General features: G+C 74.3%; 10 protein-coding genes. 1 reads left to right on the forward strand and 9 read right to left on the reverse strand.

The genetic code is table 11. The features are described from left to right. Nucleotides 1-88: 88 nt before the first annotated feature. From J5Y05_RS28185 to J5Y05_RS28225, 9 genes are all read right to left on the reverse strand, one after another. Nucleotides 89-1,450, reverse strand: a complete 1,362-nt coding sequence (locus J5Y05_RS28185; protein ID WP_210876109.1) for an ABC transporter substrate-binding protein — start codon at nucleotides 1,448-1,450, stop codon at nucleotides 89-91. Beyond that, nucleotides 1,447-2,397: a DUF6807 domain-containing protein gene (locus J5Y05_RS28190; RefSeq protein ID WP_210876110.1), complete on the reverse strand. Its 951-nt coding sequence runs from the start codon at nucleotides 2,395-2,397 to the stop codon at nucleotides 1,447-1,449. The genes J5Y05_RS28185 and J5Y05_RS28190 overlap by 4 nt, the downstream gene beginning before the upstream one ends. Continuing rightward, on the reverse strand, nucleotides 2,394-3,560 hold the full coding sequence (locus J5Y05_RS28195; RefSeq protein ID WP_210876111.1) for a Gfo/Idh/MocA family protein: 1,167 nt from the start codon (nucleotides 3,558-3,560) through the stop codon (nucleotides 2,394-2,396). The genes J5Y05_RS28190 and J5Y05_RS28195 overlap by 4 nt, the downstream gene beginning before the upstream one ends. Next, nucleotides 3,557-4,459, reverse strand: coding sequence for a carbohydrate ABC transporter permease (locus J5Y05_RS28200; protein WP_210876112.1), 903 nt, complete (start codon nucleotides 4,457-4,459; stop codon nucleotides 3,557-3,559). The genes J5Y05_RS28195 and J5Y05_RS28200 overlap by 4 nt, the downstream gene beginning before the upstream one ends. Then, nucleotides 4,456-5,391: a carbohydrate ABC transporter permease gene (locus J5Y05_RS28205; RefSeq protein WP_210876113.1), complete on the reverse strand. Its 936-nt coding sequence runs from the start codon at nucleotides 5,389-5,391 to the stop codon at nucleotides 4,456-4,458. Before J5Y05_RS28205 ends, J5Y05_RS28200 begins: the two co-directional genes overlap by 4 nt. 251 nt (nucleotides 5,392-5,642) lie before the next feature. After that, nucleotides 5,643-7,376, reverse strand: coding sequence for an L-arabinonate dehydratase (gene araD, locus J5Y05_RS28210; protein ID WP_210876114.1), 1,734 nt, complete (start codon nucleotides 7,374-7,376; stop codon nucleotides 5,643-5,645). Further along, the gene (locus tag J5Y05_RS28215) at nucleotides 7,373-8,281 is read right to left on the reverse strand and encodes a dihydrodipicolinate synthase family protein (protein ID WP_210876115.1); all 909 of its coding nucleotides are present in this window, start codon (nucleotides 8,279-8,281) and stop codon (nucleotides 7,373-7,375) included. Before J5Y05_RS28215 ends, araD begins: the two co-directional genes overlap by 4 nt. Continuing rightward, nucleotides 8,278-8,955: a GntR family transcriptional regulator gene (locus tag J5Y05_RS28220; RefSeq protein WP_210876116.1), complete on the reverse strand. Its 678-nt coding sequence runs from the start codon at nucleotides 8,953-8,955 to the stop codon at nucleotides 8,278-8,280. The genes J5Y05_RS28215 and J5Y05_RS28220 overlap by 4 nt, the downstream gene beginning before the upstream one ends. A 268-nt stretch (nucleotides 8,956-9,223) precedes the next feature. Further along, nucleotides 9,224-10,390: a hypothetical protein gene (locus J5Y05_RS28225; RefSeq protein WP_210876117.1), complete on the reverse strand. Its 1,167-nt coding sequence runs from the start codon at nucleotides 10,388-10,390 to the stop codon at nucleotides 9,224-9,226. 331 nt (nucleotides 10,391-10,721) lie between these two features. On the opposite strand from J5Y05_RS28225, the gene J5Y05_RS28230 reads away from it, so the two are divergent. Continuing rightward, nucleotides 10,722-11,531, forward strand: coding sequence for an NAD-dependent epimerase/dehydratase family protein (locus J5Y05_RS28230; protein WP_210876118.1), 810 nt, complete (start codon nucleotides 10,722-10,724; stop codon nucleotides 11,529-11,531). Nucleotides 11,532-12,098: the final 567 nt, after the last annotated feature.

Consider the following 12,098-nt stretch of genomic DNA (forward strand, 5'->3'; position numbering starts at 1 on the left):
GTCTCCTTCTGCGGTCGGGGGGTGGTGGTGCGGGACGGGCGGGGGCCCGGCGGCCGGTGTGCGCGGCGGGGCCGGGCCGGGCCGCTCCTCAGCCCTTGTGCTCGTTCCACTCGGCCTGCGCCGCGTCGAGCTGCTTGGCCATCGTGTCCAGGAACGCCTTCGCGGACATCTTCCCGAGCAGGACCTTCTGGAAGTTCGGCTCGTTGTCCGCCTTCGAGATCGTGTTCCAGTCCGGCAGGTAGTACGGGAGCTGCACGATCGTCGTCGACCCGTCGTTCAGCGCCTGCGCGGCGAGCTTCGTCGGCTCCGCCCGCGAGATCCACTCGTCCTTCGCCGCGTCCGTGTGGGACGGCACCTGGCCCGCCGACTCGTTGAACCGCGAGTTCTGCGCCCGCGAGAGGGCGAACTCGACGAAGGTCCAGGCCGCCTCCTTGTTCTTGGAGCTCTTGAACACCCCCAGTCCGTCGACCGGGTTGGAGACCTGGACCCGCTTGCCCGAGGCGCCGGTCGGCTGCGGGATGCCGCGGAACTTGTCGGCGCCGAGCGCCTTGACGTGGTCCTGGTAGGAGCCCAGGTTGTGGTTGACCATGCCGATGGTGCCCGAGTCCCACTGGGCCACCATCTTGGTGAAGTCGTTGTTGACGTCGGCGGCCGGCGTGGCCTTCTTGTAGAGGGCCGCGTACTTCTCCAGCGCCTCGACGTTGCGCGGGTCGTTGACCGTGGTCTTCTCGCGGCCCTCGTCCCAGAAGGACGTGATGCCGGACTGCCCGTACATCGCGTCCAGGGCCTGGGCGATGGACCCGGCCCCGCCCCGGATGGTGTAGCCGAACTCGTTCCTGCCGGACCGGGTCAGCTTCCCCGCCGCCTCGTAGAAGGCGTCCCAGGTCGTCGGCTCGGCGAGGCCCGCCTTGTCGAACAGGTCGGTGCGGTAGTAGAGGACGCCGTTGTTGGCGGAGGTCGGCACCGAGTAGAGGGTGCCGTCGCCGCCGCCCGCGGCCTTCAGCGACTCCACCATGTCCTTGTTGAGCCTGCCGTCCAGGGGCGAGCCGGCGAGCCTCTCGTCGAGCGGCTCCAGGGCGTCCTGGGCGGCGAACCCGGCGAGCATCGCCGCGCCCACCCCGCCCACGTCCGGCAGGCCCCCGCCCTGGATGGCGGTGTCCACCTTGGACTGGTACTCGGTGGCCGCGATGCCCACGTACTCGACGTCGATGTCGGGGTGTTCCTTCTCGAAGGCGGCGATGATCTCCTTCCAGACGTCGGTGCGCACGCCCCCGTTGTTGTCCCAGAAGACGATCTTGCCGGTGCCGCTGCCCTCGGCGCCCTTGTCGCCGCCCGCCCCGCTGCCGTCGTCGCCGCAGGCGGTGACGGTCAGCGCGAGCACGGCCCCCAGGGCGACGGCGGCCGTGGTCCGGCGCCTGCCGGTGGTGCTGGTGCGATTGCTGATCTTCATTGGTCGGCTCTCTTCTTCCGGTCCCGTGGCGGGTGATCACCTGGAGGGTGATCCGTTGAGGGGTGGGGGTGCGGAACACGTGGGGGTGCCGGGGTGCCGGCCTGGGCTCCCACCGCCTCGCGGGCCAGGGCCGCGGCACCGGCCGCGTCGAGGCGGCCGTCGGCGACCACGGTGACGATCCGGCGGGTCTCGGTGGCACCGGGCGCGAGGGGCAGCCGGGCGTCGTGGGCGAGCGAGGAGCCGGCCCCCGGGTACTCGGCGGTGCGGACGAACCACGGGTCGCGGCGGGTGCGTTCGTCGCCCCCGGCGAAGACCAGCGTCCAGGACGGGCCGGCCAGGGCCAGCCAGTCGGCGCGGCTGCCGTGCACCGCCGCCTCGCCCGTTGCCCCGGCGGTGAAGACGTCCGGGGCCTCCCGCTCCTTGCGGGCCCGCCAGAAGAAACCCCCGTAGGCGGCGCCGGGGCGCCCGTTGGTGGCGGGGCTGCCGAGACCGAGCGGGGCCCCGGTGACGTTGGTCAGCGCGAAGGTGAGGTCCAGCGCCCAGGCGGCGGGGGTGAGCCGGACCGCCCTGACCGTGCGGTGCTCCCGGAGCAGCTCCCGGCCGGCGGCGACCCAGCGCAGCTCCTCGGTGAAGCCGGCCGGATCACGGTGGGGGAAGGACAGGTGGCGCTGGGCACCGTGGTTGTCCAGCTCGGTCGGGCCCCGGTCGCGGACGTAGGTGCGCCCGCCCCAGAAGTTGTGCCCCTCGACGTCGGGAACGGCGACACCGACGCCGAGGTGGTGGAGGTGGTCGGCGGGGGCGGACTCGGTGACCGCCGTGCCGGCCAGGGTGGTGACGGGGTGCAGATGGGGGCGGGGGGAGAGCCGGGCGGGCAGCTCGGGCCGGGTGACGTACCGGGCGACGGGGCGGCCGGCCAGGCTCAGCACCGGGGCTTCGGCGCCGTTCACGGGGTGCTCACCCCTTTCAGCGGGTGTTCCGTACGCGGGGCCCAGGGGGCGCCCAGCTCGGAGTAGAGGGAGAGGGTCTCGGCGGCGGCGGCCACCAGGCCGTCGACGCCGGGGACCACGCGGCGCTCCTCGCCGGGCACGCGGCGCCAGGTCCCCTCGGGCAGCGGGGCCGGGTCGGGGGCCCGGCGGATCGCCTCGACGACCTTCATGAAGCCGCCCGTGGCCGCCGGCGGGACCAGCAGCGGGGCGCCGTCCCCGACGTGGGCGACCAGGTTCTCCAGCAGGTCGGTACGGCCGTACTCGTACTCCTGCGGGCCGTGCCCGGCGCGCTGGAGCAGCACCCGGTCCTGCTTGTACCAGAAGGTGATCCGGCCGCTGCGGCCGTGCACCAGGACGTAGGGCTCGGCGGCCCGCTCGGCGCACAGGGTGGCGGCGACGGTGATCCCCGGTCCGCGCGCGGTGGTGATCCGTACGCAGGAGGTGTCGTCGGCCTCGATGTCGTTGGCCCGGCCCAGCTCGGTCTCCACCCCGGTGACGTCCTCGGCGCGGTCGGCGCCGCCGAGGGCGAGGGCGGTGGCGACGGCGTGCGCGAGGGGGTTGGTGAGCGCCCCGTCGATCACGTCCACGCCGTTCATCCGGCGCCGGCCAGCCCAGGGGGAACGGCGGAAGTACGCCTCGTCGCGCACCCAGGCGCCGGCGCCGCCGATCCCCGTCACCTCCCCGATCGCGCCCGAGGCGGCCAGCTCGCGGATGGCGGGCAGGGCGTGCGAGCCCAGCGACTGGAAGCCGGTCTGGCAGGCGACACCGGCCTCGGCGACCCCGTCGGCCATCCGCCGGAACTCCGCGTACGAGGGGGCCGGCGGCTTCTCCAGCAGGACGTGGACGCCGCGCCGTGCGGCGGTCAGCGCGAGGTCGGTGTGGGTGGGGATCGGCGTGCAGATCACGGCGATCCGGGCGCCGGTGGAGTCCAGCAGGGCGCCCAGGTCGGCGGAGTGCGGCGGGAGGGCGCCGCCGAACTCCTCCTCGCTCAGCGGCGCGGTCTCGCAGACCCCGGCCAGCCGGACGGCTCCCGCCCGCTCCAGCCGGCGGATGTTGGCGAGGTGCCAGCGGCCGTGGCCGCGGGCGCCCACGAGGACGACGGGCAGCGCGGTCGTCTCGCTCATCCCTTCACCGCCCCCGCGCTGAAGCCGGTGATCAGCCACTTCTGGATGAAGGCGAAGACGATCACGACCGGGACGGCGGCGACGATGCCGCCCGCGGCGAGCGCGCCCAGGTCGACGCTGTCCGCGCTCATCAGGGTGTTGAGGCCGACCGGGATCGTCTGCTTGTCCTGGTTGTTGAGGAACATCAGGGCGAAGAGGAAGTGGTTCCAGGAGTGCACGAAGGCGAAGGAGCCGACGGCGATCAGACCCGGCCGCAGCAGCGGCAGGACGACGATCCGGAAGGCCCGCAGACGCCCGCAGCCGTCCACCCAGGCCGCCTCCTCCAGGGAGTACGGCACGTTCTTGATGAAGTTGCTGATGAGGATCATCGACAGCGGCAACTGGAAGACGGTCTCGGCGAGGATGACGCTGCCCAGCGAGTTGATCATCCGCAGTCCGGCGAAGATCTCGAAGAGCGGCACCAGCAGCAGCGCGCCCGGCACGAACTGGGAGCAGAGCAGGGCGAGCAGGAAGCCCTGCTTGGCGCGGAAGTCGAACCGGGCGAGGGCGTAGCCGCCGGCCAGCGCGACGAGGGTGGTCATCACCAGGGTGGCGAGGCCGACCAGCACGCTGTTCTGGAAGAAGACCGCGAAGTTCCGCTCGGTCCACACCTTCTCGAAGTGCTCGAAGGTGACCGGCCAGGGCACCAGCGAGGTCGATCCGGCGGGGCGCAGCGAGAAGAGCAGAATCCAGTAGAAGGGGATCAGGGTGAAGACCAGGTAGCCGCCGAGCGGCAGGTAGATCTGCCAGCGGGGCACCTCGTCCCAGGGGCGGCGCCTCGGTGCCGGGCGCGGGGGCGGCGGGGCGGCGGCGCGCGGGGCGGCCGGCGCGGCCGTGGCGGCGGCCTCTTTGGTGATCACTTCTTCTCGCCTCCGAACTTGCTCAGCCGCAGGTAGGCGATCGAGCAGAAGAGCAGGATCACGAACGCGACCGTGGTCAGGGCCGACGCGTAGCCGAAGTCGTGGGCGTCGACGCTGGTGTTGGCGATGTAGAGCGGCAGGGTCGTGGTCTCGCCCGCGGGTCCGCCGCCGGTCAGGGTGTAGAGCAGGTCGACGTTGTTGAACTCCCACACCGCGCGCAGCAGCGTGGAGAGGATGATGGCGTCCTTGAGGTGGGGCAGCGTGATGTGCCGGAACTGCTGCAAGCGGCTGGCCCCGTCGACCTCGGCGGCCTCGTACAGGTCCTTCGGGACGGACTGGAGGTCGGCGAGGAGGAGGATGGCGAAGAAGGGGACGCCGCGCCACAGGTCGGCGACGATCGCCGCCGGGAAGACGGTCGCGGGGTCCGACAGCCAGCTCGTGCCGTACTCGCCGAGGCCCAGGTCGGCGAGGTAACGGCTGACGCCGGTCTGGGAGTTGTAGAGCAGGACCCAGATGGCGGAGGTCAGGACGCCGGAGACGGCCCAGGGGGAGAAGACCAGGGCGCGTCCGATGCCGCGGCCGACGAAGGTCTGGTTGACGATGAGCGCCAGGGCGAGGCCGAAGAGGAGTTGCAGCCCGACCTCGACGAAGACCCACTGGGCGCTGAAGACGAGGGTGTCCCAGAACTGGGGGTCCTCGGTGAAGACGCGGACGAAGTTGCCGAGGCCCGCGTAGCCGTTCCGCCAGGGCTTGGTGGGGTTGTAGTCCTGGAGGCTGTAGTAGAAGACGCTGAGGACCGGGTAGGCGATGAAGCCCAGCATCAGCAGGAGGGCGGGTCCGATCAGCAGGTAGGGCAGCCCGCGCGGCGCGTGGGAGGCACGGCGCCGCCGGGGTGGCGCGGGCGGTTTCGCCACGGCTGCGGCTTGGGCCATGACTGGTCTCCGTTCTGGTGCGTGCGGTGCGGCTCGTCCGGGTGCGCGGTCGCCTGGTGCGGCTCGGACGCCCGGGGGTGCGGTGGGACGCGTACGGGCGGTGCGGTGGTGCGCGTACGGGTGGTGCGGTGGTGCGCGGGCGGTGATGCGGGTGCGGGGCGGGTGCGGTGGTGCGCGTGCGGTGGTACGAGCGGCGCAGGAAGCGCTTTCCCCACGGGCGGGACGGGCCCCGGACCGCCACCCGGCGGCGGTCAGCCCGCGTAGGGGTCCGGCACCTCGCCGGGGCGGGCCAGGAAGGCGAAGTCGCAGCCGGTGTCGGCCTGCGTGATCTGGTCGAAGTACAGGGCGCCGTAGCCGCGCCGGTAGGGCACGGGCGGCGGGGTCCACGCGGCCCGGCGCCGCTCCAGCTCGGCGTCGTCCACGTGCAGGTGGAGGCCGCGGGCCCCGACGTCCAGGGTGATGGTGTCCCCGGTGCGGACCAGTGCCAGCGGCCCGCCGACGTACGACTCGGGGGCCACGTGCAGGACGCAGGCGCCGTAACTGGTGCCGCTCATCCGGGCGTCGGAGATCCGCACCATGTCCCGCACACCCTGCTTGAGCAGGTACTCGGGGATCGGCAGCATGCCGTACTCGGGCATGCCGGGCCCGCCCTTGGGGCCGGCGTTGCGCAGCACCAGCACGCTGTCGGCGGTGATGCCGAGCGCCGGGTCGTCGATCGTGCGCTGCATGGTCCGGTAGTCGTCGAAGACGACGGCGGGGCCGGTGTGCCGGAGCAGGCGCGGTTCGGCGGCGATGTGCTTGATGACCGCGCCGTCCGGACAGAGGTTGCCGCGCAGCACCGCGACGCCGCCCTCGGCCGCCACCGGGTTGTCGCGGGGCCGGATGACGTCGTCGTGGTGGACCCGGGCCCCGGCGATCTGCTCGCGCAGCGTGTCGTGGGCGACGGTGGGCCGGTCCAGGTGGAGCAGGTCGGGGATGCGGGAGAGGAACCCGGGCACCCCGCCGGCGAAGTGGAAGTCCTCCATGAGGTGGGTCCGGCCGCCGGGGCGGACGTTGGCCAGCACCGGGACGGTGCGGGCGGCCCGGTCGAAGTCGTCGAGGGTGAGCCGCACCCCCGCCCGGCCGGCCATGGCGATCAGGTGGATCACGGCGTTGGTGGAGCCGCCGAGGCCGAGCACGGTGGTGACCGCGTCCTGGAACGCCTCCGCGGTGAGGATCTGGCTCAGCCGCCGGTCCCGGTGGACGAGGCCGACGGCGCACCGGCCGGCCGCGGCGGCCATCCGCTCGTGCCCGGAGTCCACGGCCGGGATGCTGGAGGCACCCGGGACGGTGACGCCGAGCGCCTCGGCGGCGGCGGTCAGCGTGGAGGCGGTGCCCATCGTCATGCAGTGGCCCGGCGAGCGCGCCAGTCCGCTCTCCAGCTCCTGCATCTCGCAGTCGCCGATGAGGCCGGCCCGCCGCTCGTCCCAGTACTTCCACATGTCGGTGCCGGAGCCCAGGGTCTCGCCGCGCCAGTGGCCGGGGAGCATGGGGCCGGCCGGTACGAAGACCGCGGGCAGGTCGGCGGAGGCGGCGCCCATGAGCAGGGCGGGCGTCGACTTGTCGCAGCCGCCGAGCAGGACGGCGCCGTCGACGGGGTAGGAGCGCAGCAGCTCCTCCGTCTCCAGGGCGAGGAGGTTGCGGTAGAGCATCGGGGTCGGCTTCTGGAAGGTCTCGCTGAGCGTGGAGACCGGGAACTCCAGCGGGAAGCCGCCCGCCTGCCACACCCCGCGCTTGACCGCCTGGGCCCGCTCGCGCAGGTGGACGTGGCAGGGGTTGATGTCGGACCAGGTGTTGAGGACGGCGACGACGGGCTTGCCGAGGTGTTCCTCGGGCAGGTAGCCGAGCTGGCGGGTGCGGGCGCGGTGGCTGAAGGAGCGCAGTCCGTCGGTGCCGTACCACTGGTGGCTGCGCAGCTCCTCGGGGCGCCGGACCGGCCCGGTCATATCGACCACCCGGCGGCGATGGCGGCGACGTCGGCGCGGGCGGCCTCGCCGAGGGGCTTGCTCGGCGGGCGGACCTCCCGGCGGCACAGGCCGAGGGAGGCGAGGGCCTCCTTGACGACGGTGACGTTGTCGGCGGAGCCGTTGGCGGCACGCAGTTCCTCGAAGCGGCGGATCTGCTCCCAGACCTTCATGGCCGCCGTGTAGTCCCCGGCCCGCAGCGCCTCGATCATGTTGAGGGAGACGGCGGGGGCGACGTTGACGAGCCCCGAGGTGAAGCCGGTGGCGCCCGCGGAGAAGTAGGAGGGCGCGTACGGCTCGGCGAGTCCCGCGACCCAGACGAACCGCTCCAGGCCGGCGTCCCGGGCGAAGGCGGCGAAGCGGGCCGCGTCCGGGACCGCGTACTTGACGCCGATCACGTTGGGGCAGGCGTCGGCGAGTTCGGCGAGGCGGGTGCCGCCGAGGCGTTCGTTGCGGACGTAGGGGACGACGCCGAGGTCGGGCACGGCCTCGGCGATGGCGCGGTGGTAGTCGACCCAGCCGCCCTGGGAGACGTAGGGGTGGACGGGCTGGTGGACCATCACCATCCCGGCGCCCAGGTCGCGGGCGTGCCGGGCGGAGGCGACGGCGGTGGGCACGTCGTGGCCGACGCCGACGAGGATCGCTCCCCCGTCGCCGGCCTCCTCGACGGCGAGTTCGGCGACGAGGCGGCGCTCGGCCGGGGAGAGCGCGTAGAACTCGCCGGTGTTGCCGCCCGGGGTGAGGGTGGTGACGCCGCCGTCGAGGAGCCGGCGCACCAGGGCCCGGTAGGTGGCGGAGTCGACGGAGCCGTCCTCGGCGAACGGGGTCACCGGGATCGCCACCACGTCGGCCAGTGCCGCCCGCTGGGGCTCGAAGGTGGTTGTCATGCCGGACCGTCCTCTCCCTGGGCCTGCCGGTCGCCGGACCCGGTTCCCGGGAAGGCCCGCTCGACGAACGACGCGATGTGCGCGTGGAGGGCGCGCGCCGCGCCGTCCGCGTCGCCCGCGAGGGCGAGGCGCAGGATCTCCTGGTGCTCGTCCGCCTCCCGTTGCCAGGAGGGGTCCGCGGCCCAGGCCACGGCGGAGACGAGGGCCGCCTGGTCGCGGACCTCGTCGAGCATCCGGCCGAGCAGCGGGTTGCCGCAGGGCAGGTACAGCGCGCGGTGGAACTCGCGGTTGGCGAGGGAGCGTTCGGCCGTGTCACCGGCGAGCTCCGCCCGTTCCAGGGCCTCGCGCGCGGCGTCCAGGGAGGCTCCCCGGCCCACCGCGCGGCGCAGCGCCTCGGGTTCCAGGAGCAGCCGCACGTCGTAGACCTCGCGTGCCATGTCCGCGTCCACCCTGCGCACCGTGACGCCCTTGTACTGGTTCATCACCACCAGTCCGGTGCCGGCCAGGGTCTTCAGCGCCTCGCGCACGGGGGTCTTGGAGACCCCGAACCGCGCGGCGAGGTCGGCCTCGACGAGGGCCTGGCCGGGGGTGAGCCGGCCGGTGAGGATGCGGCGTTTGATCTCCTCCTGCACGTACTGCGTGCGGGAGGGGATCGGGGTGGGCACAGAGGTCATGCGCGCCTCTCGGATCTCGCATATCGCGTCTCATATATGACGTACGAAGTACGACGCGTCAGAAGGTAGGAGGGGCGCGGGGTTTCGTCAACGCTTCCGGCAGAGGAATTCGAAACCGCTTACTGCGCACGGGGGTCCGCGCCCGCCCGGCCGGCCGGGAGCCGGGCGGGTTCCCGGTGCCGGCCGCGGGGGACCGGACCCGCGATGACCAGGCATGACGCCGGCGGTCCTGTGGCTCCGCCCCGCCGTGGGCCGCCGGATCGCCGGTTCAGCGGCGGGCCAGCGCCGAGCGCACCGCGTCCAGGTCGTCGTCGGAGGCCAGCCCGGCGTGGTACAGGCGCAGTTCGGTCGCCCCCCGGTCCCGGGCGCGGGCCGCGTCGGCGGCGAGGGTGCCGGGGCTGCCGCCCATGCCGGAGACCACGGTGAGGTTGGCGGCGAGGACGGCGCCCTCGACGCCCCGCGCGGCGAAGGGCTCCAGCGCCTCCGGCCCGCCGGTGCAGGGCACCACCACGCCGTCGGCGACGGACAGGACGTGCGCGGGGTCGACGCCCGCGTTGGCGCCGCAGTGCCAGGGGACGGGGTCGGCGTGCAGGAGCACCTGGAAGCCCTCGGGCGCGGCGGCCCGTACGGCGGCCACGGCCTCCTCCTGGAGGGTGCGGGCGGCCTCCTCGCGCCAGGCGAGGGTGGCCCGCGCCGTGTCCTCGCCGAGCAGGCGGGCGATGCCCGCCCGGCCGCCGCCGGAGGGCGCCCCGCGCCACACCGGCTCCAGCGCCCGCCGGACGCGGGCGGCCAGCGCGTCGGCGTCCAGTCCGTGGCGGCCGTAGCCCTCGCCGCACTCCGGGCAGAAGCACAGGGACATCAGGTACTGCCCGGCGTCCCCGAGCGCGACGCCGCCCGTCTTGTCGTGGGCGTGCGGGTGGGCCAGGCCGTACCAGCCGCAGGACTCCAGTTCGGTGCCGAGGGCGCCGGGCCGCACGGCCGCCTCGGCGGCGAGGCCGGTGAGGTAGGCGCGGGTGGCGGGTTGGGCGATGCAGGGGGCCCAGGGGTAGCGGTCGCCGTGGGCGTTGCGGACGCCGGTCGCCGGATGCTCGGCGCCCAGGCGGGAGTTGTGGGCGAGGACGACCCAGGTGTGCACGGCGAGCCCCGCGCCCGCCAGCGCGCCCGCGGCCTCGCCCCAGGCGTCGCCGGGCGCCCAGTCGCCGGCCGGGTACGGGCGCGGGGCGCGGCCGGCCCAGCGGGCGGGGTCCGGCGGGTAGAGCACGGCGGAGTGCTCCGCGGTGACGATCCGGTGGCGCGGGTGGCGGGGGGTGAGGGCGCGGGTGGAGTGGTAGGCGGCGGCGAGCGTGGCCTGCCGCACGCCGAGACCCGCGACGAAGTCCGCCGCGGCGGGGTCGCCGTTGACGTCCCAGGGGTAGACGAATGCCGACGCCTTCACATGCCCTCCTCCGGCGGCGCGGCCCCCGCGCCCGGCCGGGCGGGCGGGCCGCGGCGCCCCGGGGGGGCGTGGCCGACCCCGCGGCGGGAGCGGGAGCACGCTCCACGTCCATGTCCGATGTCCAGGTCGCTGAACGCGCACACGCTAGGCCGCGCCCGCAGGCCGGTCAAGGAGCCGACCTCCCCTCACCTGCGGTCCAGCCCGCACGGCGGGTTCGGGAGCGGCGGCTCTTGACGGGCCGGGTACGAGATCTTTAGCGTGTCCATCCACATGAACGCGGTGCGCCCGGCGCACGGCTGCCGATTCGCAGGTGACCCGAGGAGTCCCGAGGATGCCCGCACCCCGCACCGTCCTGCTCACCGGCGCCGCCGGCGGCCTCGGCACCCTGATGCGGGAGCTGCTGCCCGCGTACGGACACGCGCTGCGCCTGTTCGACGTGCGGCCGGTGGAGGGCGAGCCGGAGGCGATCGTCGCCGACCTCGCCGACGCGGCGGCCGTACGCGAGGCGGTCCGGGGCGTCGACGCGATCGTGCACCTCGCGGGCATCTCCCTGGAGGCCCCGTTCGAGGAGATCGTGCGGGCCAACATCCACGGCGTCCACCACCTGTACGAGGCCGCCCGCGAGGAGGGCGTCCGGCGGGTCGTCTTCGCCTCCTCCAACCACGCCGTCGGCTACACCCCGTGCCCGCGCCCGGGTGATCCCCTCATCCCCGTCGACACCCCGCACCGCCCGGACACCTTCTACGGCCTGTCCAAGTCCTTCGGCGAGGACCTCGCCCAGCTCTACTGGGACAAGCACGGGGTGGAGACCGTCTCCGTCCGCATCGGCTCCTGCTTCCCCGAGCCGGCCGGCGTGCGCGCGCTCTCGCTGTGGCTGAGCCCGGCCGACTGCGCCCGCCTGCTGCACGCCGCCCTGACCGCCGAGGACGTCGGCCACACCGTGGTCTACGGCTCCTCCGCCAACACCCGCCTGTGGTGGGACCTCACCTCCGCGCGCGCCCTCGGCTACGAACCGCGGGACGACTCCGAGCCGTACGCGGCCCGGCTCCTCGCGGAGCAGGGGGAACTCGACCCGGACGACCCGGCTCAGTCGCGCCTGGGCGGCCACTTCGTGACCGACCCGCCGGTCTGGTCCCCCTGACCGCCCGCCCCCTTCCCTCCGGGCACCCGCCCCTTCCCTCCTGCCTCCTGGTACCCCCTCCCCGTCCCGGCGCCCGCTTCCGCCCGCCGAGGGCGCCCGCCTCCGCCCGCCCCGCCCGCCTCCGGCGCCCTCTTCGTCCCGCTCCGGGCGCCCGTTCCGGTCCGGAGCGGCGGTATGCCCGTCGCGGGCGCCCGCTCCTGCCCGCACCGGGCGCCCGAACGGCGCCCGCCCCCCGTCCGGCACCCCGATAACGGGCTCCTGGCACCCCGTGCCGGGGCTCTGGGCCGCACCGGGCCGACGCCCGGAACCGGCCGTCCAGACCGACCGGTCGGACCGGGTGGACCAGACCACCCGGCGCCGACCAGGCGATTCGTCTGTACCGGGGCGCCGGCGGCGGCCGGAACGGCGGAAAACCGACGCCCCCGGCGCCGGTCGGGCATCGATCGGGCCCGCCCACCGCCCATTCGGGCATCCGTATCGCCCGCTCTCCCGCGCCGACCCGCCCCCATGCAGGTCCGCGACGGTCATCACCGAAGCCGAACGGGCATAAACGGGCAATAGCGAAGC

The sequence above is a fragment of the Streptomyces tagetis genome (assembly GCF_018069565.1).
GTDB lineage: Bacteria > Actinomycetota > Actinomycetes > Streptomycetales > Streptomycetaceae > Streptomyces > Streptomyces tagetis.